The sequence below is a fragment of the Mesorhizobium sp. M8A.F.Ca.ET.057.01.1.1 genome, from assembly GCF_003952565.1.
Classification (GTDB): Bacteria; Pseudomonadota; Alphaproteobacteria; order Rhizobiales; family Rhizobiaceae; genus Mesorhizobium.
Genome location: NZ_CP034454.1, coordinates 6,466,412 through 6,491,709, shown reverse-complemented (window position 1 = coordinate 6,491,709; position 25,298 = coordinate 6,466,412). Strand labels below are relative to the sequence as shown.

Genomic DNA, 25,298 nt, shown 5'->3' with positions numbered 1-25,298 from the left:
GTTCCTCAGGAAGAAACTGGAGGCGGCCGACGCGTTGCCAGAAATACCGGCGCCGGTGCCGGTATTGCTGATGATGAGGTTCTGGACGCCACCGGTGATCAGGCCCGAGCCTGATGTCGCCAGGCTGACGACCGATCCGGCGCTGTTGCTCTGCAGGATGGGCCGCAGCGAATCGATGCCGCCCGGCGCCGAGACGATCGGCGAGTTCTGCACCGTGGTGAAATGGAACACCCCGACGCGCCGCCGGTGGAGGAGACGCCAAGCTGCGAAACATCGACGGCGGCATCGCCGCTCTTGAAGGCGAGCAGCACCTGGCCGTCATCGAGCTGGAACGTGGTTCCCGCGAGGTCGATCGTCGACTGGCTGCCGCCGGTGGTCTGGTCGATCAGCACGATGACATTGGCGGTGGTGGACGCCTGGGCGCCGGCATAGCTGCCCGGATTGGCGAGGCTGCCGTCGCCGGTGCCGCCCTCGGTGACGTAGTAGACGCTGACCGACGACAGGTTCGAAATGTCGCCGGTGAAATTGACGTCGTTGAAATTGTAGTCGCCATTGGTCGGCAAAGTATCGGTGGCGTGGATGACCTCGCCGCCGGTGGTGGCGATCGACGATTCGGCCGGGCCCTGGCCGTCGCCGAACACCAGCTTGGCGTTGGTGGCGCTGGAGAACTGCACGCCATAGCCGACATTGGCGATGGTCGAGGTCTGGCCACTCGGACCGGGGTTGTTGTTGACGAGGTCGCCGAGCTGGATCGTGCCGGTGCCGGTCGTGCCGGCCATGTCGATGCCGATCGTGCCGGAGAAGCTGCCGCCATCGACGTCGAAATCGCCAGCCGTGATGTTGCTGGCGCCGAGCGCGGCGCCGTTGAGGTCGAGGCCGACCGCGTTGGCGGCGCCGAGCCCGATGTTGAGGCTGGTGAAATCAAGCGTCGAGCCGAGCGTGCCGGAGATATCGACGCCACGCGACGTGATGCCTTGCAGATCGACCACGCCGAGGCTGACGGCGCCGCCGCTGACATTGTTCAGCGCAATGCCGGTCTCCGCCCCGGTGACCGTGATGGAATCGAAGGTGACGCCGACGGCGCCGACGGTCGCGCCGTCGAGGTTGATGGCGGTGCCGGTCGTGGTTGTGATGGTGTTGCCGGTGCCGCTGACGCTGACCGTGCCAACGCCGAAGGTGCTGGCCTTGAAGCCGGTGCCGCTGCTGGTGGTGATCTTGAGGTTGCCGCCGATGAAGTTGAGTGAGCCCGTGCCATCGGCCGGGCCGATGCTGGGCGCTTTGACGATGGCGTCGTTGGTGCCGCCGCTGGTGTTGAATATCTTCGACGTGCCCGAGAAGGTGGCCGTGCCCTCGGAGGAGCCATCGAACAGGACGCCGATGCCGGTGCCGCTATGATCGATCGTGCTCGAAATATTGTAGACGCCGTTGGCGTTGCCGCTGAAGGTGAAGACCCCTGTCCCGAACCCGGCTGAGTCCGAGGTCGAAACGACCGAGCCGCTCAGATTGAGCTCGCTCCAGTCGGCCACGGCCTGTACGGCGCTGCCGGCACTGACCTTGATCGAGCCGTTGTAGTTCAGCGTGGCGTGGACGAGGTCGTTGCCGCCGCTGATGGCGATGGCCGAACCGGTCGTGCTCGTCGTCTCCCCGATCTTGGCGACGCCGCCATTGCCGCCGACATTGATGGTCCCTTCCTGCAGGCCGCTCGTGACGATGCCGGCCTCTCCGCCATCGATGGTCAGGGTGGATCCGGCGACATTGGCGATGTTTATGGTGCCGACCTTAGGCCCGCCGATGTCGAATCCTCTATAGCTGACGTCGAGATCGGTCGTGCCGGTAAAATTGACCTCCCCGGTGCCAGTAAGGGCGGACAACGCGGCGCCTGTGTATCCGGTATCCCTGAGCCCGCCGATGTTGACGTCGCCGGCGAGATTGGCGCTCGTAACGAGCACGCCGGCTATGTTGGATACGGCCGAGACACTGTCGAAGGTAACGCCGGCGCTGCCGACGTTGGCGGAGGATATAAGCAACCCGTCGCCGCCGGAGACAATCTTGTTTCCGGTAATGGGGCCGGTGCCGGATACGCTGACAGTGCCGCCGAAGGCCGCCAGGAAGCCCGTTCCCGTCGTTGTCGTTATATCGAGGCCGCCATTGCTGAAGTCGACCGTGCCGTTCGGATTGCCGCTCAGGTTGACGCCATCGGTCGCGCCAGAGTCGATCTGCTTGGTCGTGCCGGAGAAGGTGACCGTCGCCGCCGTGCCGTTGTCGATGCCGGCAACGACGATATTGCCGCCGGCGCCCGTGAGGCCGTCCGTCAAATTGCCCGACAGCGTCACCGAGCCGCCGGTGAGTTCCTGGATCGAAACCGCCGCGCCCGTGCCGTTGCTGGCGATGGTGCCGTCATAGGAGATAACGGCGTTGCCGCCGCTCTGATCGGTCGCCGAGCCGACATTGAACGACGTGCCCGCGCCGGTGTTGGTCAGCGTGCCGGTGCCGAAAGCGGCTGTGCCGCTGAGAGCCTGCAGGTCGATGCCGTTGCCAGAGCCGAACGTGGCGTTGGTCGAGGCGAAGTTGATACCAGCGGTGATGCCGTCGAGCGCCGCCGCTTGCGCGCCCGTGGAACTGATCGTGCCCGTCGTGACATTGACCGCGCCGCCGCCGGTGGCGGTGAAAGCCGTCGCGCCATTGGTGGTGATGTCCACATCCGCGAATGTAATGGTGGAACCGGTGTTGTTGGTCAGCGAAACGCCGTTGCCGCCGATGGTCGCCTTGTCGGTAAAATTGATCAGGCCGCCGGTGCGGTTGGAGATCGTGACACCGCCGCCGGTCAGCGTGCCGGCCGGGCCGCTGTTGGGCAAATTGCCCCGCGTGAGCGTGATGTTGCCGTTGCCGCCATCGGCGGCGAGCAGCGTGCCGGGGACGTTGACGTTGTTGTTGGTGATCGACACATTGGTGGTGAGGCCGTCGACCTTGAAGGCGGTCTGGCCAACGGCGACATTGCTGACCGTGACGCCGTCGACGACGATGCCGCCGGCATTGCTGAAGCCGACCGCGCTCTGGTCGATGAGGAAGACCGAGCCGCTGCCGCCGCTGAAGTCGAAAGCGGTGTTCTTCACCTGATTGCTGCCGAGCAGATGCAGGGTATCGCTGCCCGTGCTCTTGACCACGCCCTCGTCGCCGGTGACGTTGCCGCCGGTTGCCCCGAGATTGCCCTGGACGTTGATTGGCTGGACCGTGCCGGAGGTGAGGATCGAGTTGCCGTTGCCGAAGCCGGTGATCGACTGGCCCGAATCGAGCGTGAACGGCGTGCCGCTGAGATCGACCGTGCCGACAAAGGCGAAGATCACACCGCTGCCGCTCATGGCGTCGGCCGCGGTCACCGAAATGGTGCTCACATCGGCGCTCAGCCCATCCGTGCCGGCGGTGATGACGCCACCGTTCTGCGAGACTATGATGACGCCGCCGACGGCGCTCGCCAGATGAGCGGTGCCCGTAAAGACGACGTCGTCGAAATCATAATTGCCGAGCGTCGGATCGAGCCCGATCGTGTTGACGGTGTAGCCGCCGGCCGCCGCGCTGATCGAGGATTGCCGCCCGTCGGCGGAAGTGCCGTCGCCGAAGGTGAAGTTGGCGTTGGCCGATGTCGCGGTGGTGCCGCCTGACGACAGTTCGACGCCGACGCCGGCATTGCTGATGCTGGAGCCGCGCTGGAACGTGATGGTCTTGTTGCCTGTCGTCGAAGACAGGTCGATGCCGCGCGAGGTGAGGTCGCCGGTGCCTGTGATGGTGGTGACGCCGAAATCGGCCGTGGTCGATGAACCGCTGAAGTCGATGCCGGTCTGGTTGGCGCCGGCGCCGAGCGTCACATTGGTCGTGCCGAAGCTGACGTCAGCATTGGTGCCGGCGAAGTTGATGCCGGCCGAGCCGACGGTCGAACTCATCGTCACGCTCGTGGCGCCGAAGGTGACGGCACCGGCATTGTTGGTAATGTCGATGCCGTTACCGCTGGCACCCGTCACAGTGACTGCCCCGAAGCTCGCCGATGCCGTGCTGGCGACATTGGCAACGGATAGACCGGTTCCCGTGGCATTGGTGATCGACAGCGGGGCGGTAACATCCAACGTCGCGGCGCCGGCAAGGCCGGCGACAACAGCTCCACCGCCGCCAGTCGCCGACAGCGTCGGGCCGGTGAAGCTGATCGCGCCGCCGGCCGGGGCCAGTGTCGCGCCGATCGAGAACAGTTTGCCGGTGCCGGAGGACGTGACGCTGCCCGAGAAGGCCACCGAGCCGCCGGTGGTGCCGTCGACCGCCGCATCTATGCCAGAGCCGGCGTTCGAAATGTCGGCCGAAACCGTGATTGCCGCGCTGCCGCCCAAGACGATGACGCCACTGCCGCTGCCGAGGCCGTTCTTGGTCAGGGTGCCGCCGATAGCGATCGTGCCGGTGTTGTCGGTCAGACTGACATCGTTGCCGGAGACATTTGTGGTAACAAGATTGTTGACGTTGACCGTGGCGGCACTGCCTTCCACCGAGAAGCCGTCACCCGACAGGCCGACGGTCGCTATGGTCGTCGTGCCGTTGAAGCTGTAGATGCCGCTGGCGACATTGATCAGGCTGATGGCATTGCCGGCGCTGCGGCTGATGTTGACACCACCGAAAGTGACGTTGCCGCCGCTGGTGTTCTCGATGAGGATGCCGGTCGGCACTGCGCCGCCGGACCCATCGACCGTGACGCTGGCGAAGGTGACGCCACTGGCGCCGATGGTGAGCCCACTTGCACCGCCGAGCTGGATACCCTTCTCGGTTGGACCAGCACCTGTGCTTATGGTGTTGGTGCCGGTGACGTTGAGCGTGCCGCCATTGATGGCGCTAAGGCCAAACCCGCCATCCGTGGTCAGATCGAGCCCGCCAGTGAAATTGATCTTGCCGCCCGCATTGCCGGTCAGATCGATCGCGTTGGCCGCGCCCGTGCTGGCGGTGATCTTGCCGGCGAAGGTGGCGCTGCCGCCGGTCATATTGCTGATCTTGACCGCACTGAACGCGCTGGTCTGGCTGATGGTGCCGTTATAGGTGACGTTGGGCGTGGAATTGGTGATGGAGAAGGCATTGCTGCCTGTGCCGGCGATGGAACTGCCGGTCCCGAAGGTCAACGTCCCGCTCGAGCCGCCGGCGACACCAACGCCTATGCCGCCGCCGGTGATGTCGAGATCGTCGAAAGTGGCGGTGCCGTCGAAATTGTTGGCGAACAGCGCCACATTGGCGGCATTGGTGATGGTCGTGTTGCCGGTGAAATTGACGGTCGCGCTCGAACCGACAAGCGCGATGCCGGTTTGGCTGGCGTTCTGGATGTGGAGATCGTCCACCGTCACGGTGCCGGTCACGCCATCGAGGAAGAGGCCTGTCGCAACGCTGCTGACCGTCACGCCCTGGACCGTCAGGCCGGCAATGCCCGTTCCATGGATCGCCGCGCCGCTGCCGCCCGAAATGTTAAAGTCCTGCAGCGAATTGCCGTTGCCCAGCGTGACGACGTCGCCGGCGCCGGAATTGGTCAGCGTCGCCGCCCCGGTGCCGGGATCGGAAACCACGACATCGTGCTGGATGTTGGCGCCGGTAACGTTGACCGGAACGCCGCCGAGCGAGAAGGAGCGGCCATTGCCGAACGACGCCAGCGTCTGCCCGTCGCTGAGCGAGAAGCCGCCCGTGGCATTGATCGGCGTGTTGCCGGCGTCGTTGACCAGCACGAAGATCGCATTGCTGTCGCTGATGCCGTCGGCGGTGCCGATCGACGCCAGGTTGCCAAGCGATGAGCCGTCGCCGCTGCCCGACGCCGCGGCGCCGACGAAGATGACATTCTGCACGTCGAACAGCTGCGGGCCGCTGAATGTGGTCGAGCCGAAGGCATAGTGGCCGAGCGTCTGGTTGAGCCCGCGCGCGTCGAGCGAGGCGGTGACGCCCGCGATCGAGCCGCCGCCGAAAGTGAATTCGGCATTGGCGGAATGGGCCAGCGAGCCGGCAATGCCGAGGCGCACGCCGGTGTCGACGCCCGAAATGGTTCCGCCATTGGTGATGGTGATCGAAGCATCGCCGGTCGTATCGGCGAGATCGATGCCGATCGAGCCGGCGCCGGACCCGCTGATGTTGGCCGACAGTGCGGTGAAGGTCGTCTGGCTGCCAGAGAAGTCGAGGCCGGTATGGCCGAGACCCAGGCCGGAGATGACGATGTTGCCGGCAACCACAGCCGCGTTGACGCCGGAAAACACCATGCCGTCGCCGCCGGGCGTCGTGATGCTGATATCGCCGAAGCGGATCGCCGCGGGCGAATCCGAAATGGCGATCGCCGGTCCGGTCGTGTTGGAAATCGTCGTGGCGCCGTTGACGGTGAAGCTGCCCGAGACGTGGTCGAGCACCACGCCCGACGTGCCGCCGGTCTGGGTGATCGAATCCAGCACCACATGCGCGGTGATCGGGTCGATGTAGACGCCGATGCCGCCATTGCCCGAGATGGTGCCGCCGGTGGTGGTGAAACTGCCGCCGCTCGACGTGCCCTGCACGGTGATGCCGCGGTCGGTATTATCAAGCGCATTGACCGTGGCGAAGGTGTAGGTGCCCTGACCGGTGATATCGAGGCCGTCGTCGAGATTGCCCGACAGCAACGTCGTGCCGGCGAAATTATAGGTGCCGTTGTCCTCGATATGCAGGCCGTCGAGACCGTTATTCGTGGCGGTGAAATCGGACGCCTTGACGTTGGTCGAATTGCCGGAGAACTCGGCGCCGTTGCCGCCGGCACCCGTCACCGTGACCTTGGTCAGCGTCGTGCCGGTGACGTTGTTGCCGAAGATGCCGTCGGCGCCGCCGGTGATGGTGATGCCGTTCAGCGTGTTGCCATTGCCGAGCGTGATGACGTTGTTGGCGACGTTGGTGCCCTGGATCGTGCCGTCGCTGCCGCCAAGGTTGAAGGTGGCGGTGCCGCCGCCGAACAGCTTCGCGGTGACGCTTTCGCCGCCGCCAATGACGGTCTGGCCGGTGGCCAGCGTCACGCCATTGGTCGTCAAATTGCCGTTGCCGCCAAGCGCCACCACATAGCCGCCGCTGCCGGCCTTGGTGACCGCGTCGTCAAGCGTCGTCGGGTCGGCCTGCGTGCCCGCACCGGCCAGGCCGCCATCGGCGAAGTAGAACTTGCCGAACGCCGCATTGGTGGCGGCGTTGATGGCGACGCGCGTCGTCGAGCCGCCGGTCTTGTCCTGTGACTGGACCCTGACGCCGATATCGCCGCGCACCCGCTCGTTGACGCGCTTGCGCAGGCCTTCGCTGACCGGATAGACCGGCTCCGCGTCGCTGATCGCCCCGGTCGTGTCCGAGCCATGGCCGGGATTGAACGGGATGTTCAGCCGCACGCTGCCGGCGAACTGAGTGTCGTCGCGGTTGTCGTTGCGCACCTCGCCGGTGAAGGTCAGCGACGTTCCGGTGCCGAAGACATCGCCGATCTCATATTCGATGCCGGCCTTGGCACCGGTGACGCTGCCGTCATCGCCGTGCGGATCCTCGAAATGATAACCGCCAATGTCCAGCCGCAGCGAATGCTTGTCGGGCAGGTTGAGCGGCACCTTCGCGCCGACCTCGCCCTCGATGCCCCAGGCTGCGTAATCGCGATGATCGAGCACCGAGATCTGCTCGATCAGCTGGTTGGAGACCATCGACAGGGTCGAGCCGGTCGAGTGGTCGGTCGAATCCCCCTTGATCGGCACGAAGACGTTCACATGCGCATCGAAATTCGGCGTGATCGCCTCGACGCCCAGCGTGCCGCCGGTGAACTGGGTGCCGCCGTAGCTCTCGGCATTGAAATAGGCGTAGCCGCCGAGCATCAGGTCCGGGTTGACGATGCGGCGGATGCCGAGGCCGATATCCTGGCCGAAGGCATCCTTGAAATCGTGCTTGGCCCGGACATCCAGGAACAGTACCGATTCGGCGGTCTGCTTGATCGGGATGAAGCCTTCGAGCGCGGCGTTGCCGCCATTGTTGTCGGCGCCGATAATGGCCCGGATCTGCGGCTGCCAGAGCCCGGCATCGTCGCCATAGGCGGCCGCGCCCGAGAGCGCAAGCGCCAGCGACGTAAGCGCGGTCGTCTTCCAGAGATGCCTTGCAATGCTCGAACGGCGATAGCCTGCGCGCGCGCGGAAACCCTCCCCACGCGCCGCCATCTCACCAACTTGCCGAGACTTCTCGGTAGTTCCCATCCCTGGCGGGTCCTTCTGGGACTACACGTCCCGCGTGCCGATATTTACTGGAATTCTATTGTATAGCGAGTCCCTAAAGACCAGACTGCTATGACCGTCCGCCAAAATTCTTCCCTGTGGCAATATGGACACAGTAAATTTGCCGGCTTGCTTCGCTGGACTCGCGGCTTCCAGGCCGGGTTGGAGTGTTGTATCAAGCCGTACTGCGGGAATACCAGCCGGAGCACAAGGAATATGGCATTTGCTTTAGCTAGAGCTAATATTTCAGGCTTCGCCCTAGGTATTGGTATTCTGTGGCTCATCCTGTCGGTCGCCGGACCCGTACTTGCCGAGGACGCGACCAAGCCGGCCCAGCCCCAACCGGCCCAGTCAAAGACGGCCGACGCCAATCCCTGGGCGGTGAACTGCTCCAGCGGCTCGGCGAACACCGAGCTTCAATGCCAGCTGTCGCAGAACCTGACCGAAGCCAAGACAGGGCAGCGCGTGCTCACCGTGACGGTGCGCCGCGACAATGCCAATGGCAGCCTCGCCATGCTGCTCGCTTTGCCGCACGGCCTGTTCCTGCCGTCCGGCGCCAGCTATCAGGTCGACCAGGGGCAAAAGACGACCATCGCCATCCAGACCAGCGACCAGAACGGCGCCTATGCCGCCACCCCGCTGCCGCCTGACCTCGTCAAGGCGATGAAATCGGGAACCAATCTGAACATCGGCATGGAATCCGTCACCCGCAAGCCGGTCACCATCCCGGTATCGCTGGCCGGCTTCACCGCCGCGCTCACCAAGCTGGAGACGACCAAGTAGTCGCCGCGCGTTTGGATGGGTTGGCTGCGTCCATGGATCTAGTGGCCCTGAGATTGGTGGGCGCCACCCCTGACTTCGTCATCCACGGGCGGAGCAAGGTGCGCAGCGACGCGGCGCAGACCCGAGGATGACGAAATTGAGAGGCGCACGCAGACCTTCATCGGCAAGCAACGCACTTGATTGTCGGCAGCCGCAATGCTCCGTTGCCGGATCGGGCATATGGAGAAATGTCATGACGCGCTTTGTCGACCGCCAGCGCGCGACGCATTTGATGCAACGCGCCGGCATCGCGGCGCTGGTGCTCTGCGCGCCCGAGGCCTTCCATTATGCGACCGGCGCGTCGATCGGCCCGGCCGGCCTGTTTCGGCGCGCTGGCGCCGGCTTCGTCGTCATCCCCGCACGTCAGGACCTGCCCATCGGCGTCGTGGTTGCGGACTTCAACGCGGCGCAGCTGCGAACCGCCGCGCCCGAAATGGTTGTCCGTTCGCACCCGATCTGGATCGAATCCGCGCCGGTCGAGACAGGGCCTCACAGCCTTCCTCTGGCGGCACGCATCGAGGCCGGCCTGGCTTCGCTCGACCGCGCGCCGGATTTCTCGCGTCCCGCGACCTTCGACCTCGCCGGCGCGGTGCGCCAGCTGCAAGCCATTCTCCTCGATTTCGGGCTGGGGCGCGCCACGCTCGGCCTCGACCTCGACTTCATTGCCGCCGCCGATTTTGCCGTCATCCAGGCGCTGCTGCCGGATTGCCCTGTTGTCGACGGTTCACCCGTGCTGGACCGGCTGCGCGCCGTCAAGTCGCAGCGCGAGATCGACCTCCTGCGGCAAGGCATCCTCCTGTCCGAGGCCGGCCTGGAGCGGCTGCAGGTCGATGCCATGGCCGGCATGCGCCAGGGCGACCTCGTCGCGCTCTACCGGCAAGGCGTCGCCACGGCGGCGGCCGGGCTTTCGCATCCGGTCATCACGGCCGAATATGTGACGCTGGGTGCCCGGGCCAAGGGCGCGGACGCGAGGGCCGTGGCTGGCGATCCGCTGAAATGCGACATGGTCTGCACGGTCGGTGGCTACGCCTCCGACATGTCGCGCAACTTCACCTTCGGCCCGCCTTCCGCCGATCAGGCAGAACTGCACGCTATCGCCGAGCGCGCCTTTGAGGATGGCCTGGCCGAGCTTGTCCCCGGAAACACGCTCGCCCATGTGCATCGCGTCGCCACCGACAGCCTGGCACGGCAAGGCCTGCGCTCCTACCGCCGCGGCCATTTCGGCCACGGCGTCGGCCAGTCGGTTTTTTCCGAACAATGGCCGTTCATCGCGGCCAGCAGCGATACCGTGATCGAGCCCGGCATGGTGCTGGCCTTCGAGATCCCGCTCTACATCGACGGCCTCGCCAGCTTCAATCTCGAGGACCAGTTCCTGATCACCCCGGAGGGACCTGTCGCCATGAACCGGCTGCCGAGGCGGCTGGAGATGATTGGGTAGTGGGGCTTCACTCCAGAGATTAGCCGGGGCCGCTCCACCTTCGTCATCCACGGGCGGAGCAGGAGCGAAGCGCCGTCGCGGAGACCCCTGGATGACGACTGGAAGGGTTCTGCCGCGAGCAGTCAAACCTTCCGCTCAGCGCATCCTAACCGCTCACCGGTGGCCGCCTGTCCTTCCAGGGCATCTCCTGTTCCAGCTGCGCCGATGCCGCCAGCACCGTCGCCTCGTCGCCATAGCGGCCGACCAGCTGCACGCCGATCGGCGCGCCGCCTTTCGACCATCCGAGCGGCAGCGAGATCGCCGGCTGGCCGGAGATGTTGAAAGGGAAGGCAAAGACGGCGTCCGTCCATTTGGCGTTGTAGCGGTCGATGTCGGTCTCCGACATGTCGTAGTAGCCGAACGGACGCGGCAGCTGGGTCAGTGTCGGCGTGATGAAGAGGTCGTAGGCGTTGAGATCGCCGACGATGTCGCGGCCGACCTGCCTGAGCTGCTCGACATCGGAAATATGTCTGACACCGCTCGTCGCGCGGCCGCGCTCGATGATCGCCCAGGTCACCGGCTCGACATCGCCGGGCGTTGCCGGCCGGCCGATCACCGTTTCGAGATAGTCGAAGGTTGCGGCCGTCTGCACGCAGGTCATGTTGGTGTAGGTCGTCCACACGCCGTTGGCATCAAGCGGCATGTCGTGCTCCTCGACATCATGGCCAAGCCGCTCCAGCGCCGCCACGGTCGCCAGCACCGCAGCCTTCACCTCCGGATCCATCGCCGTGCCATTGGGCGGCGTGACGGTGAAGCCGATGCGCAATCTCTTCGCCGCGCTCCCCGACAGGCTGAGCCAGGACGCATCCGGCACCGGCGGCGTATAGGGCTCGCCGGGCAACGTGCCGGCGACGGCGTCGAGATAGGCCGCCGTGTCGCGCACCGTGCGCGAGCAGCAGAGAAAATAGGCGCCGCCATACCAATAGTCGCCGAATGGCGCGAGGCTGACACGCCCACGCGAGGGCTTCAGACCCACAATGCCGCAGCAGGAGGCGGGAATGCGGATCGAGCCGGCGCCGTCGCTGGCTTCCGCGATCGGGACCATGCGCGAGGCGATGGCCGCCGCCGCGCCGCCGCTCGAGCCGCCCGGCGTGATGCCTTCCTTCCACGGGTTCTTCGTCGTGCCGTAGAGTTTTGGCTCCGTCGTGATCGACCAGCCGTTTTCGGGCGCGTTCGACTTGCCGACCAGCACCAGTCCCGCCGCCTTCATGCGGCGAACGACTTCGGTGTCGAAGTCGGCGACGACGTCTTTCAGGTAGAGGCAGGAATTGGTGTTCGGCGCGCCTTTCCAGGACGAGGCCAGTTCCTTGAGCAGGAATGGTACGCCGGCAAAGGGTGCCGATGTGTCGACTGTCCGCGCCTGGGCGCGCGACATGTCGTAGAGGCGGTGGATGACCGCGTTAAGCGCCGGATTCAACCGCTCGACCAGTGTGATCGCCGCCTCGACCAGCTCCGCCGGCGAAACCTGGCCGCCACGCACCAGCCCGGCCAGATCGAGCGCGTCTGATTCGGCATAGGTTTTCAGCAGACTGTCGGTGACGGCGGCCATGTATTGCTCCTTTTTTATCGCGCTGAGAGACTAACCTCACCCAGCCTCCGCTTCGACTGGCATGACTGATCAGCCTGCGAGCTGACTGCTACGTGGTTCCCCGAATCCGTCGCTGCTTCGCAGCGCCACCTTTCCCCCCTCCGGAGGGAAAGGAAGGGAGCCTGGCGTGAGAAGCGTTGGCGGCAAAAGCTTGGGCGCCTTTCCTCTACCCCGTCGATCGGGGAGAGGTGGCTCGGCGAAGCCGAGACGGAGTGGGGGTCGACCAGCGCAACACAATGCATGCGCCAAGCTGCCGGATGAGGCAGCACCACTTCAGCCCAGCTCGACCGTCCGCCCCAGCTCGATGCTCTGTTCCGCCGCGAGCACGATGCGCAAGCTGTTGACCGCCGCGTTCATCTGCTCGGTCAGATCGAGGTCCTCACGAATGGCGCTCAGGAAGAAGGCCTGCTCGCGGTCGCACAATTCCTGATGGCCGGGCTCGTCTTCCATGCTGACGATCTCGTCCGGTTTCTTGAAATTCTTGTCGCCGTCGACCGCGGCATAGTGGATCTTCAGCGCATCGGTCTTGGTGTGGCGATCGATGTCGGCGGAGTTCGACACTTCAGCCTCGGAGGCGGTGCTGGCGGCTTGCCCGGCGACGATCGACACCGCACCCTTCGGCCCGACGACGTCCTTCACGAAATAGGCCGTCTCGCTCATCATCGGCCCCCAGCCGGCCTCGTACCAGCCGACCGAGCCGTCATCGAAGGTGACGTGGAGATGGCCGTAATTCTGCTTGTCGGCCTCTGCCCACAATTTGGCGCCGATGCCGTGCACGCGGACCGGCTTCGCGCCGGTCAACTGGCACATGACGTCGACATAATGCACGCCGCAATCGACGATCGGGATCAGCGAATCGATCAGGTTCTTGTGCCAGTGCCAGGCGCTGCCGCTGCTTTGCTGGTTGAGGTTGAGCCGCATCACCAGCGGCTTGCCGAGCGTCTTGCCGACCTCGATGAACTTGATCCACGAGGGATGGACGCGCAGGATATAGCCGAGCACCAGCTTGCGGTTTTTCGCCCGCGCGGCGGCCACCACCTTCTCGGCATCCCCGATATTGGTGGCGAGCGGCTTTTCCATGAACACATGGCAATTGGCCGCGATCGCCTTCAGCGCGTATTCGGCATGCGTGTTGGGCCAGCTGTTGATCGAGACGGCGTCGGGCGTGGTCTCCTTCAGCGCCAGGTCGAAATCCTCGTAGAGCGGATAGCCGGCAAGTTCGGCCGGGATCTTGGTGTTGCTCTTGATCGAGCGGCTCATGATGCCGACGATCTGAAAACCCTCCGAGCGGTGATAGGCGCTGGCATGCGACGCACCCATATTGCCCAGACCCACCACCAGCACATTTACCTTGTCGGCCACATCAGCCTCCCAGTTCCTGATTGAATCGTGCGCGGCGCGCTGCCGCCCTTGTTGCTTCGTCCAGAGCAAATCACGCCAGGTTGGCGCCGCCCCTCATTGCCCTGCCGGGCATTTCTCCCCGTATAGTGACGGGGAGAAAGTAGCTGGCCGCAACGTTAGCGATTGGCGAAATCATCGACGCGAGCGCCCCTCTCCCCGTTACGGGGAGAGGATGCCGGCAGGCAGGTGAGGGGCGGCGCCGACTTCGGCAATTGCCGGTGCTACTTGACCGCCGAATCGAACAGATGCGCTTTGATCTTCTCGACATCGAGCGCGGCGAAGCCTTCCGACAGTTTGACGCCGTCGGCATCGGCCTTGACCTTGGCCTTGTCGAAGCCGTTGGCCGCGGGAATGAGATCGTTGGTGCAGACATCCTCGGCCTTCACCGGGTTGGTGATCTGGCCGATCTTGTGGATCTCGTCGAAGAAGCCCTGCCAGCTCGCCATGTCGTGCGAACCCCAGCCGCCACGCTTGTCCATGTCGCCACGGAAGACGTTGATCTGCTGCAGGATCGACGTGGTGCCGAGTTCCGGCCCGAGATTCTTGGCCAGCGTCGGGAACTGCTCGAACACCGCTTCGACCGCCGCGCGCGGATTTTGATAACCGAACTCCAGGCCCATCGCCCAGCCGCGCAGGTACTTTTCCAGGAACGCCTTCTTGTCGGGATCGGCAAGATCGGCGGCGCGCACGACGAAGGTGTTCGCCGGCAGCTTGGAGTTCTTCACGCCGAGCCAGTATTCGAAGTCGAGGCCCTTGGCGATCCATTCGGCGCGCAAGCCTTCCCATGACAGCGCCGCGTCGCCCTGGCCGCCGGCCAGCGCGGTTCCCCAGGTCGGCCAGCCGGCCTCGACATATTTGACCTTCTTGATGTCGACGCCTTGCGCGGCCAGCAGCGGATCGGTGATCGACTGCCAGGCGGCGGAACCGAGCAGGATAGTCTTGCCTTCGAGCTTCTTCAGGTCATTCGAGCCCTCGCCCTTGCGGAAGGCGATGGAGAACGTGTCGCGCGCGCCCATGTGGAACACCGACTTCAGCTTCATGCCGTTCTGGATGGCGAAGGAGAACACGCCGGGCGAGGGAAAGCCCATGTCGGCCTGGCCGACATCGACGAACTTTACGGTTGCCGTGCCGTCGGACGGTCCCGGCTGCATGTCGGTGTCGAGCCCGTCGAAATAGCCGGCCTTCTTGGCCGCCCAGTAGGGATAATCGTCGAGCACTTCGAGCGTGCCGCGCGGCGAGATCCAGGTGAATTTTCCATAGGCCTCGGCTTTGGCCTTGAGGCCCGACGCGCCGAGCGCGGTCGCCGTCACCAATCCGGCGCCGGTGACCTGCAGGAAGGTACGGCGGCTCATTCCCGCCTGGTGGATGAAATTGTCGTTGGTCATGGCATTCCCCTTTTTGTTGATGTTGGTCAGTCGCCCGCCTCCGGGGCGCGGTCATTGCCCTCTGCTCAAGCCTCCCAGCTCGCCCATTTCTTGCCGATGAGGAAGAACAGCACGTAGATCAGGATGCCGAGCATCGACAGGATCAGCACCACGGCGAAGAATTGTGGCATCTGGATCATCGACGAATAGGTGGTGAGCCGGTTGCCGAGGCCGAAGCCGCCGCCAACCATCTCGGCGCCGACCGCGGTGAGCAGGCCGAAGATGGCGCCGATCATCAGCCCGACCAGGATCATCGGCAGCGCCATCGGCGCGCGGATCTTCCAGAAGATCTGCAATGTGCTGGCGCCGTAGGACCGTGCCAGCGCGATCTTGGCGCTGTCGACGCGGCGAAAGCCGGTGGCGGCGTTGATCATCACCATCGGTCCGGCGGCCAGCGCCACCGCGATGATGCGCGGCGTGTAGCCGAAACCGAAGCGCAGGATCAGAAGCGGCACCAGCGCCAGCATCGGCGTGGTGACCAGCAGCAATATGTAGGGCGCGACGATCTTTTCCGCGAAGGGGAACTGGGTGATGACGGCGGCCAGCACCAGCCCGATCACCGCGCCTATGGCAAAGCCCGACACCAGCTCGACCAGCGTGTAGCCGAGATGCGGCGCGATCAGCGGAAACTCGTCGAACAGCGCATAGGCGATCGAACTCGGCGGCGGCATGATGTAGAGCGGCACATGAAACAGCCGCAGCGCCAGTTCAATGCCACCGATGATGAAGACGGCGACGGCGACGATAGCCGCCACCTCTTTCCCGGACTTGATGCCGGGGCCGCTGGCGAAGGCCGAGAGGTTGGTCAGGCTGACGTCTTGCCCATCACCTGATTTCGACTTGGAGAATTCCGGGATGGCGTCGCTCACGGCCTGATCCTCACGATCTCGGCGCTCGGGCGTTCCGGCGCCTTCGGCCTGGTGCGCTCACCGACAATGTCCATCTTGATCCGGTTGGTGAGGTCGAAGACTTCCTTCGTCGCCATGATCTCCAGCGAACGCGGCCGCGCGAACGGCACGCGATATTCCTTGGCGACTTTGCCCGGCCGCGCGCTCAGCACGACCACGCGGTCGGAGAGAAAAATCGCTTCCTCGATCGAGTGGGTGATGAAGACGATGGTGGTCTTGGTGTCGAGCCAGATCTCCTCGACGAGCCGGTTCATCTCCTCGCGGGTAAAACTGTCGAGCGCGCCGAACGGCTCGTCCATCAGCAGCACCGAAGGCTTCAGTGCCAGCGCCCGCACGATCGCCGCGCGCTGCTGCATGCCGCCCGAAAGCTCGCGCGGGAACTTGCCGCCGAAACCATCGAGGCCGACGCGGTTCAGGAGGTGCGCGATCCAGGCGCGGTCGGGTTTTTCGCCCTTGATCTCGAAGGGAAAGCGGATGTTGGCGTCGAGATTGCGCCACGGCAGAAGGTTGGCTTCCTGGAAGACGATGCCGATATCGGGATGTGGGCCGGTGATCGCCTTGCCATCGAGCCGGATCTCGCCGCTGGTCAAGCGGTGCAGGCCCGACATCGACCACAGCAGCGTGGTCTTGCCGCAACCCGACGGGCCGACGATCGAGACGATTTCATTGGCCCTGACGTCGAGACTGCAGCGGTCCAGCGCCAGGAGGTCGCCGGACGCCGTGTGATAGATCTTGGTCGCTGCCTGCACGCCAAGCTTCGGCGTTGTTGCTTCGCCCGCGTTCATCCGCCCCTCGGAGATTGCGTGATGATCCAATAGGTCATCAGACTGCCAGAAATCAGTGTGTAACTATCCTACTTTGCTGTCAAGCGCCGGTGGTGGTAAGCGTATCATCAAAATCGTAGATGTAGGTTATCTGATTGTTTTTGCAACGTTTTCTTTGCCTTGAAATCCTTGTTGCTTTCCTACATAGTTAGATAGGCGCACGCGGTGCAGTCTTGCGGCACGCATTGGCTGCAACAGTGCCGGGCGCATGGAACGACGGCGTGCAAACATGATAAGAGGTCAGGTCGAAAACGGGTTAGGGAAGACCGCCTTCATGACCGAAGCTGCCAGCCATCCGATCGTGGACGAAGAAGGAGCCGGGGGCGAGCCCGTCCGGCGCATTCCCGACATCATCTCGCTCGTCAAGGATTCCTACGCGGAATTGCGCCCGGCCGAACGCCGCGTCGCCGATGTCGTGCTCGAAAATGTCAAATACGCGGTCGACGCCTCCAACGCGGCGCTGGCCCAGCGCGCCGGCGTCAGCGAGCCGACGGTGACACGTTTCTGCCGCGCCATCGGCTGCGAGGGCGTGCGCGACTTCAAGCTGAAGCTGGCACAGAGCCTCGTCGTCGGCGCGCTCTATCTGGACACGTCGCCGGCCAGGGAGGGCGACACCGGCATGCCGTTCTGGAACGCCGTGTTCGGCGAAGCGCGGCGGGCACTGCAGGAGGCCGAGCGGCAGCTCGATCCGGGTGAGCTGGAAAAGGCGGCCGAGCTGATCGCCCGGGCCCGCCAGGTCACCGTGTTCGGGCTCGGCGGCAGCTCTTCGGCGCTGGCGCAGGAGACGCAGTACCGGCTGTTTCGCTATGGCATCTCGATCAGCGCCCAATGCGACCCCTACCTGATGCGCATGACCGCGTCGACGCTGAAGCCCAGCGACCTGGTGATCGCCATCTCCGCGACCGGGCGAACCCGCGAAGTGATCGACGCCGTCGAACTGGCCAAACACTACCGTGCCAACGCGATCGCCGTGACTGCGCCCGATACCGAGCTCGCCTGTGCCTGCGACGTCAGGCTGACGGTCGCCGTGCCCGAATATCCCGACACGCTGAAGCCGACCGCCTCGCGCTATGCCTTCCTGGCAATGATCGACCTTTTGGCGGTCGCATCGGCCTACAAACTCGACGGCTCGGCCCGCGAGACGGTCCGCCGCATCAAATACAACGCCCAGATCCACCGCACGGGCAAGGAAATGGAGCCGCTCGGAGATTGATGAGGCGTTCTTCCTTCTCCCCTTGTGGGAGAAGGTGTCGCCGAAGGCGACGGATGAGGGGTGTTCCAGCTTGGCAAGGATAGCACCCCGTGGCGCACCCCTCATCCGTCTCAGCGCTGCGCGCCGATCCACCTTCTCCCACAAGGGGAGAAGGAAGAAGAAAGAGGGAAGAAATGCTCGAAATGTCACCATCCAAACAGGCGGCCGCGTGGCTCGCATCCCTGGCGCGGGCGCTCGAAGCCGGCGACGTGTCGGCCGCAAGCAACCTGTTCGTCGACGACTGCTACTGGCGCGACCTGCTGACCTTCACCTGGAACGTCACCACCATGGAAGGCCGCGAGGCCATCGCCGGCATGCTGAAGTCGACTTTGGCAACGACCAGGCCGACCGGATGGCAGCTTTCCGGCGAAGCGACCTCGGATGAAGGCACCATCGAGGCCTGGTTCACCTTCGAAACCGCTGTGGCGTCGGGACAAGGCATCATGCGGCTGCGCGATGGGCGCTGCCGCACCCTGTTCACGGCGATGACCGACCTCAGGGGGTTTGAGGAGCGCAAGGGACCGGCGCGGCCGCTCGGCGTGCGCCATAAGGCCGACCCGGAACGCGAAACCTGGTCGGAGGCGCGAGCGCGCGAGACGCGCGAGCTCGGCGTCTCGGCGCAACCCTATTGCCTGGTCATCGGCGGCGGCCAGGGCGGCATCATGCTCGGCGCGCGGCTGCGGCAGCTCGGCGTGCCCACCATCGTTATCGAGAAGAACGCAAGGCCCGGCGATTCCTGGCGCAACCGCTATCGCACCCTCGTGCTGCATGACCCGGTCTGGTACGACCATCTGCCCTACATTCCGTTCCCCGACAACTGGCCCGTCTTCACGCCCAAGGACAAGATGGGCGACTGGCTGGAAATGTACACGCGCGTCATGGAGCTGAATTACTGGGTCGCCACCAAGTGCCTCAGCGCCAGCTATGACGAGGCGGAGAAGGAATGGACCGTGGTGGTCGATCGTGTCGGCCGTCAGATCACGCTGAAGCCGAAGCACATCGTCTTTGCCACCGGCGCCTATGGTCCGCCGCGCAAGATCGAGCTGCCCGGCGCGGACCAATTCAAGGGCGAGCTGTTGCATTCCAGCCAATATGCCAGCGGCGGGAAATTCCGCGGCAAAAAGGTCGCCGTCATCGGCGCGGCCAGCTCCGGGCACGACGTCTGCGTCGACCTCTGGGAGAGCGGCGCCGACGTCACCATGGTCCAGCGCTCGCCGACCACGGTGGTCAAGTCGGACACGCTGATGCAGGTCGGCTTCGAGATCTTCTCGGAGGACGCGCTGGCGCGCGGCATCACCACGGAAAAGGCCGACATGATCGTCGCTTCGACGCCGTTCGCGCTGGTGCCCAAGGGCCAGCGCGCGCTCTACGACGTCATCCGCGCGCGCGACGCCGCTTTCTACGAGCGCCTCGCCGCCTCCGGCTTCGCGCTGGATTTCGGCGACGACGAGACCGGCCTGCTGATGAAGGCCTACCGCACCGGCTCCGGCTATTACATCGATGTCGGCGCCTCTGACCTGATCATCGACGGCAAGGTCGGCATCCGCAGCGGCGTCGCGATAAAATCGCTGACAGCGAACGGCATCCTGTTCGAGGACGGCAGCGAACTCGAGGCCGACGCCATCGTCGCCTGCACCGGCTACCAGTCGATGAACGAGAATGTGGCGGCGCTTGTCTCGCGCGAGGTCGCCGACAAGGTCGGTCCCTGCTGGGGCTTAGGCTCGGGCGTCAAGGGCGACCCCGGCCCCTGGCAAGGCGAATTGCGCAACATGTGGAAACCGACCGCACAGGAAGCGCTGTGGTTCCATGGCGGAAATCTAGCGCTTTCGCGGTTTTATTCGAAGTACGTAGCCCTGCAGATCAAGGCGCGGATGGAAGGGATCGATACGCCGGTTTATGGCAAGCCTAGTAACGCTAGGCAGTGAAGCTGCTGATCTCCCCCTCGTGGGGAGATGGCCGGCAGGCCAGAGGGGGGCGCTGTCCCGCCGGCCTCTCAGCCGATTGCAATTGCGCTTGGCACAGGTTCTTTGCAGGTCGCAGGATGGCCAGGGTTTGCGTTCCTTCGCGCCCCCCTCTGCCCTGCCGGGCATCTCCCCCACGAGGGGGAGATTGGCTGATCATTCATGCCGGTGCCCGAAATGCCGGGCCGCCACCTCGACATGCGTATGTCGCGCATGCGCTTCGAAACGCTCGGTCTCCCCAAGGTCGTTCGCCGCTTCGTTCGGCCACCAGGTGCCACCGATGACGATGCCTTCGCAGACCAGCCGCTCGTCGGCGACCAGCGAGGCGCCGACCGCGTCGACGAAGGTGAAGCGGCCTGAGCGTTGCCGCAGCACGGCGACGTCGCCGACGCTGCCGACCGCCAGCGTGCCGAGGTCCGGCCGCGCGATCGCCCGCGCCGGCGCTTGCGTCGCCGCGCGCAAGACCTCGACCAGCGGCATGCCGAGCGCCATCAGCTTCGACATGCACACCAATATGTCGAAGGCCGGCCCGTCGACGCAGTAGAGATGCACGTCGCTCGAAATGACGTCGGGCGCCAGCCCTTCGGCGAGCATGGCGCGGGCGACGTCGAAGTCGAACGAGCCCATGCCATGGCCGAGATCGAAGATGACGCCGCGCTCGCGCGCCAGCCGCATGTCGGGCCGCACCATGCCGGAGGCGAACACCGGCGCGTTGGGGAACGGCCGGAAGCAATGGGTGAGGATGTCGCCCCGGCGCAGGCGCGGCAGCACTTCGGAGCGGCCGGGCGGCGGCTCGTCTATATGCGCCATCAGCGGCAATCCGGCTTTGTCGGCGGCCTCCAGCGCCAGATCCACCGGCGCGATGCCGCTGGTGCCGCCGGCATGCTTGCCGGAGCGGACCTTGACGCCGACCACGACATCGGCGTGCTCGCGCGCGGCAGCCACCACCTCGCGTGGTTCGCAAAGCCGGAGATCGCTGCATTCGCCGACCGACACCGTCTGCGAGAAGCCGAAAATGCCGGCAAAGGAAATGTTGACATAGGCCAGGATGCGCACCTTCGAGCGCTCCATGACATGGCGGCGGAAGCCGAGAAAATTGCCCGCACCCGCACTGCCGGCATCGATGAAGGTGGTGGTTCCGCTTTTCGCGGCGAGCCGGTCGGCATCGACGCCGAGCGAGGTGCCGCCCCAATAGACGTGGCTGTGCAGGTCGACGAGGCCGGGCGCCACGATGCACCCGGTCGCATCGACGACCTGCGCGGCGCTGGTCACGGGGATGTCGGCGTCGACCGCGGCGACGCGGCCATTGGCGATGGCGACATCGCGCGGCGCGTCGATGCCGGACGCCGGATCGATCAGCCGTCCGCCCTTCAGCAGGAGGTCGAATTGCATGGAGATGCCTCCGCCTTGTTACTTCGTCTTTCAGGCCGGCCTGTACGCGACGGCCTCGACTTCGATCTTGATGTCGATCATCAGCCGCGATTCGACCGTGGTGCGGGCCGGCGGATTTTTGGGGAAATGCCTGGCATAGACCGCGTTGAAGGCGCCGAAGTCGCGCGCGTCCTCCAGCCAGACGGTCGTCTTGACCACGTCGTCCATCGTGCAGCCGGCCAGCGCCAGCGCGGCCTTGACGTTGGCGAGCACCTGCTCGGTCTGTTCCGTGATGCCACCCTTGACCACGATACCGTCGCCGCCGACCGGAACCTGGCCCGAGACAAAGATGAAATCGCCGGCCCGCACGGCGGGCGACAGCGGCACGTGGGACGTTCCAAAAGTCTGCTTGGGCAAGGGATGGCTCCTCCGATGACGCGGCGAGGCACCGAGACGGTGCCCGCTTTGGAACGAGATTTACCGCGATCGGACCGATCCCGATAGAGGCTCTTGTTGGAAAGCAACATTCTTCGAAATCCATGTTGCTTTATTACACAAGCGCTTGCATCGTGCGGACTTGCCGGACGGGCTCGACGCCACGACGGACAGACGACCTTGCAAGACCGGAGACCCGACGATGACCTTCGACAACAACCCGTTTCCTTCAGGCGACGCCGACCGCCACGCGCTGTGGGAGATGCTGGTGCGGCGCGACATCGACGCCTTCATCGGCCAGGACTGGTCCATGGTCGAGAACGACTTCGTCGCCGAAAGCTTCTTCGGGATGCACGCGCATTTCCTGGCCAACGCGGATGCCTGGCGGCTGCAATTCCCCAGGCTGGAAATCTATCGCGACGAGTGGCTGCGCCAGGCCAAGGAGACGGCGGCGACCAAATTCGCCGAGCCGCTGCGCGAGGCGCTGTTTCGCGTCACCAATCTGCGCGACATCGATGTCGACGGCGACCGCGCCGTGCTGCACAAGAAGTTCGACGGCAGCGTCGCCAAGGCGGATGGCAGCGTCGACCGGCTGAAATGGCAGACGCTGTATTTCTGCCGGAGAGTCGGTGCGAGCTGGAAGATAGCCGGCTTCGTCGGCTACATGCCCTATCCGCTGGGCGGCTAGCCGATCAGTAAAGCGTGACGAAGGCCGGGAACAGCATGCCCGTTTCCCGCAAATACTCGATCAGCTCGATGGCCGGGAAGATGGCGAGGAAATAGAGCCCGTCGAAGAAGGTGCGCCGCAGCGCGCGCGTCGAGAACTGCAGCTCGTCATTGTCGCGGTAGAGCAGCGGGTTCGGCCAGAACCGGGGCGTCGCCTTGATATAGGCTGTATAGGCCGCGCCGAACTTGCCCAGCAGATATTCGGCTTCCTTGCGCGCCGTGACGCGGAAGATGAGGAAACTGGCAACGCCAAGGGCACCAGCAGCCACCAGCGAGCCGTAAAGCAGGCCGATACCGACCGCGCCGACGGTGGAGAAAAAGTAGAGCGGGTTCTGGCTCATCGAGAACGGTCCCGTCGAAACCAGCTCCTCATTCTTCTTGCCGCCGACATAGAGGATGCTCCACAGCCGGCCGGCGACGCAGATCAGCACCAGGCAGAAGCCGACCAGTTCGAGCGTTTCATGCCCGTCCGAGCCTTCGCTGAGCGCCGGTTTGGTCAGGAACAGGAGCAGCACCGCCAGCGCCGCCGCGACGCGGATGAAAATCAGCCGCTTGCGCTGGACGAAAGCCTTCGAAACCGGCTTGAGGGAGGCGTAGGTCATTCGTGTTTCCTGGGGCGCTCGTGCGAGCCCGGCCACTGGGGCACGCCATTGATGGCGGATACAAGGCGCCCGCCCTCTATCAGCGCACCGCGAGGCTTTCGTAAAGGCCTTTTGCGCCAGCCACGGCGATCCTTACGAATTTGTATGCCGCCAGACAGGCTGAAGAGAAGTCACATCCCTATCGTTGGAGTGCCGGCCCGCCATTTAGGGCCACCTCCGATTACATCAGAGATAGGAAATGGTTTCATGAGAAGATTTGCACTTGCCATCGCACTGGCCACCCTCGCCGCCTCCGGACCGGTTTCCTCCGTCTTCGCGGCCACGGCGCCCTGCGAGGAAACGCTGAAGACGCTGCGCGCGGCGGAGGCCACGGCCAAGCTCAACGATGCCGACAAGAACAAGGTCTCGGAACTGGAGACCAAGGGCATCGAGCGCTGCAATGCCGACGACGACAAGCGCGCGGACGACTTCTTCGCCCAGGCCATGAAAATCATGGGCAAGTAATCCTGTCGCTCAAGGTACCCCGGGCCTCATCCGAGGGCGCGCAGCGATGAGATGACATGCATGAAATAGGGGGCGGATCGCATGAATCCCTCGCGATGCGCCTCCATCCGCCGTAACCATCAACCTCAGGACCTCAGCCATGCCCCCGACCAACAAGCAGCTTGCCGACCCGGCCCAAAACAGGGTTCCGGACGTCACCGTCGATTTCTGGTTGATCAAGCTGATGGCGGTGACCATGGGCGAGACGGCGGCCGACTATCTCGCCGTCAACCTCGGTCTTGGGCTGACCGTCACCTCGCTGATCATGACCGGCGTCCTGATCGTCGCCCTTGTCGCCCAGTTCGCGCAGAAGCGCTACGTGCCCTGGGCCTACTGGCTGGCGGTGGTGCTGATCAGCGTCGTCGGCACGCTGGTAACCGACAACCTCGTCGACAATTTCGGCGTGCGTCTCGAAACGACCACGATTGCTTTCAGCGTCGTGCTCGCAGCGACGTTCGCGGTCTGGTACGCGAGCGAGCGAACGCTGTCGATCCACACCATCTTCACCACCAGGCGCGAGATCTTCTACTGGCTGGCGATCCTCTTCACCTTCTCGCTCGGCACCGCCGCCGGCGATCTGGTCGCCGAGACCTTCGACATGGGCTACCTCACCACCGGCCTGCTGTTCGGCGGCGTGATCGCGCTCATCGCGCTTGCCTACTACCTGCTCCGTCTGGACGGCATCCTGGCCTTCTGGCTCGCCTACATCCTGACGCGGCCGCTTGGCGCCTCCTTCGGCGATCTGCTGTCGCAGCCGATGGAATATGGCGGCCTCGGCTTTGGCACCACCTTCACCAGCCTGAGCTTCCTCGGTTGCATCGTCGCCCTTGTCCTCTACATGACGCTCAGGAAAAAGGCCGACGAGCTCGACGAGATGCTGCTGGAGTCGGAATGAAGCTGGGGTGAGCGCGCGGGCCCGGTCAGCTTCACCGCGGTCCTAGGAACGAACCGGTGCCGGTGATAGCCTGCCCCCGACATCGGCAATCAACCGGAACAGCGATGCGACTTCTTCTTGTCGAGGACGACCAAAGGACGGCCGATTACGTCGTCAGGGGCCTGACCGAGGCCGGCCATGTCTGCGACCTCTTGCGCGACGGTCATGACGCGCTTTTCGCGGCGACCAGCGGCGGCTACGACGTGATCATCGCCGACCGCATGATCCCCGGCCTCGACGGCCTGTCGATGGTCAAGGCGGTCCGCGCCGCAGGCGTGCGCACGCCGGCGATCTTCCTCACCTCCGTCGGCGGCATCGACGACCGCGTCGAGGGCCTCGAGGCTGGCGGCGACGACTATCTGGTCAAGCCCTTCGCCTTTTCCGAGCTGCTCGCCCGCATCAATGCGCTCGGCCGGCGTCCGGCGGCGCAGGAGCAGAAGACGGTGTTGAAGGTTGCCGACCTGGAGATGGACCTCATCATGCGGCGCGTCGTCAGGCAGGGCCAGCCGATCGACCTGCAGCCGAGGGAGTTCAGCTTGCTCGAGGTGCTGATGCGCGGCGAGGGCCGCGTCATCACCCGCACCATGCTTCTGGAGCGCGTCTGGGATTTTCATTTCGATCCCAAGACCAGTGTCGTGGAGACCCATATCAGCCGGTTGCGGGCCAAAGTCGACAAGCCGTTCGAAACCCAGCTCATCCATACCATCCGCAACACCGGCTATAGCCTGCACGTGCCGCTCTCCCAGTGATCGCGACATCCCGATGACCGCGACTTTCCCAT

At 64.7% G+C, this 25,298-nt stretch carries 17 protein-coding genes; 8 read left to right on the top strand and 9 right to left on the bottom strand.

The features are described 5' to 3' along the window. Positions 1–98 precede the first annotated feature (98 nt). Positions 99–8,195, bottom strand: coding sequence for an S-layer family protein (locus tag EJ077_RS30800; protein WP_208698744.1), 8,097 nt, complete (start codon positions 8,193–8,195; stop codon positions 99–101). Positions 8,196–8,465: 270 nt separating this feature from the next. Between EJ077_RS30800 and EJ077_RS30795 the strand changes: the two genes are divergently transcribed. Both EJ077_RS30795 and EJ077_RS30790 read left to right on the top strand, forming a co-directional pair. Then, positions 8,466–9,032: an invasion associated locus B family protein gene (locus EJ077_RS30795; RefSeq protein ID WP_208698742.1), complete on the top strand. Its 567-nt coding sequence runs from the start codon at positions 8,466–8,468 to the stop codon at positions 9,030–9,032. A 232-nt stretch (positions 9,033–9,264) separates the two neighbouring features. Continuing rightward, on the top strand, positions 9,265–10,509 hold the full coding sequence (locus tag EJ077_RS30790) for a M24 family metallopeptidase (protein WP_208698740.1): 1,245 nt from the start codon (positions 9,265–9,267) through the stop codon (positions 10,507–10,509). 145 nt (positions 10,510–10,654) lie between these two features. On the opposite strand, the gene EJ077_RS30785 is transcribed toward EJ077_RS30790, so the two are convergent. From EJ077_RS30785 to EJ077_RS30765, 5 genes are all read right to left on the bottom strand, one after another. Further along, positions 10,655–12,097, bottom strand: a complete 1,443-nt coding sequence (locus EJ077_RS30785; RefSeq protein WP_208698738.1) for an amidase — start codon at positions 12,095–12,097, stop codon at positions 10,655–10,657. Positions 12,098–12,409: 312 nt separating this feature from the next. Beyond that, positions 12,410–13,498, bottom strand: a complete 1,089-nt coding sequence (locus EJ077_RS30780; RefSeq protein WP_208698735.1) for a Gfo/Idh/MocA family protein — start codon at positions 13,496–13,498, stop codon at positions 12,410–12,412. Positions 13,499–13,758: 260 nt separating this feature from the next. Next, the gene (locus tag EJ077_RS30775; protein WP_208698733.1) at positions 13,759–14,922 is read right to left on the bottom strand and encodes an ABC transporter substrate-binding protein; all 1,164 of its coding nucleotides are present in this window, start codon (positions 14,920–14,922) and stop codon (positions 13,759–13,761) included. A gap of 65 nt (positions 14,923–14,987) precedes the next feature. Next, positions 14,988–15,830 (bottom strand): ABC transporter permease, encoded by an 843-nt coding sequence (locus EJ077_RS30770; protein ID WP_208698731.1) that lies wholly within the window; start codon positions 15,828–15,830, stop codon positions 14,988–14,990. Then, complete coding sequence (locus EJ077_RS30765) at positions 15,827–16,654, bottom strand: ABC transporter ATP-binding protein (RefSeq protein WP_127872735.1); 828 nt, start codon at positions 16,652–16,654, stop codon at positions 15,827–15,829. Before EJ077_RS30765 ends, EJ077_RS30770 begins: the two co-directional genes overlap by 4 nt. A 313-nt stretch (positions 16,655–16,967) precedes the next feature. Between EJ077_RS30765 and EJ077_RS30760 the strand changes: the two genes are divergently transcribed. After that, the gene (locus EJ077_RS30760) at positions 16,968–17,906 is read left to right on the top strand and encodes a MurR/RpiR family transcriptional regulator (protein ID WP_208698729.1); all 939 of its coding nucleotides are present in this window, start codon (positions 16,968–16,970) and stop codon (positions 17,904–17,906) included. Between the two features lie 173 nt (positions 17,907–18,079). Then, positions 18,080–19,870, top strand: coding sequence for an NAD(P)/FAD-dependent oxidoreductase (locus EJ077_RS30755; protein ID WP_208698727.1), 1,791 nt, complete (start codon positions 18,080–18,082; stop codon positions 19,868–19,870). Positions 19,871–20,062: 192 nt separating this feature from the next. Here the strand turns inward: EJ077_RS30755 and EJ077_RS30750 are convergent, their stop codons facing one another. Further along, on the bottom strand, positions 20,063–21,298 hold the full coding sequence (locus tag EJ077_RS30750) for an amidohydrolase/deacetylase family metallohydrolase (RefSeq protein WP_208698725.1): 1,236 nt from the start codon (positions 21,296–21,298) through the stop codon (positions 20,063–20,065). Positions 21,299–21,328: 30 nt separating this feature from the next. Next, positions 21,329–21,694, bottom strand: coding sequence for a RidA family protein (locus EJ077_RS30745; RefSeq protein WP_208698723.1), 366 nt, complete (start codon positions 21,692–21,694; stop codon positions 21,329–21,331). 220 nt (positions 21,695–21,914) lie between these two features. Here EJ077_RS30745 and EJ077_RS30740 point away from each other — a divergent pair, with 220 nt between their 5' ends. After that, positions 21,915–22,400 (top strand): hypothetical protein, encoded by a 486-nt coding sequence (locus tag EJ077_RS30740; RefSeq protein ID WP_208698721.1) that lies wholly within the window; start codon positions 21,915–21,917, stop codon positions 22,398–22,400. 4 nt (positions 22,401–22,404) lie between these two features. Here EJ077_RS30740 and EJ077_RS30735 read toward each other — a convergent pair whose 3' ends face one another. After that, positions 22,405–23,040 carry a methyltransferase family protein gene (locus tag EJ077_RS30735; protein ID WP_208698720.1) on the bottom strand — a complete coding sequence of 212 codons (636 nt, stop codon included), beginning with the start codon at positions 23,038–23,040 and terminating at the stop codon, positions 22,405–22,407. A gap of 246 nt (positions 23,041–23,286) precedes the next feature. Here EJ077_RS30735 and EJ077_RS30730 point away from each other — a divergent pair, with 246 nt between their 5' ends. From EJ077_RS30730 to EJ077_RS30720, 3 genes are all read left to right on the top strand, one after another. Next, on the top strand, positions 23,287–23,544 hold the full coding sequence (locus EJ077_RS30730; RefSeq protein WP_208698718.1) for a hypothetical protein: 258 nt from the start codon (positions 23,287–23,289) through the stop codon (positions 23,542–23,544). A 139-nt stretch (positions 23,545–23,683) separates the two neighbouring features. Next, the gene (locus EJ077_RS30725) at positions 23,684–24,478 is read left to right on the top strand and encodes a hypothetical protein (RefSeq protein WP_208698716.1); all 795 of its coding nucleotides are present in this window, start codon (positions 23,684–23,686) and stop codon (positions 24,476–24,478) included. A 104-nt stretch (positions 24,479–24,582) separates the two neighbouring features. Beyond that, positions 24,583–25,266, top strand: a complete 684-nt coding sequence (locus EJ077_RS30720; protein ID WP_208698714.1) for a winged helix-turn-helix domain-containing protein — start codon at positions 24,583–24,585, stop codon at positions 25,264–25,266. Positions 25,267–25,298: the final 32 nt, after the last annotated feature.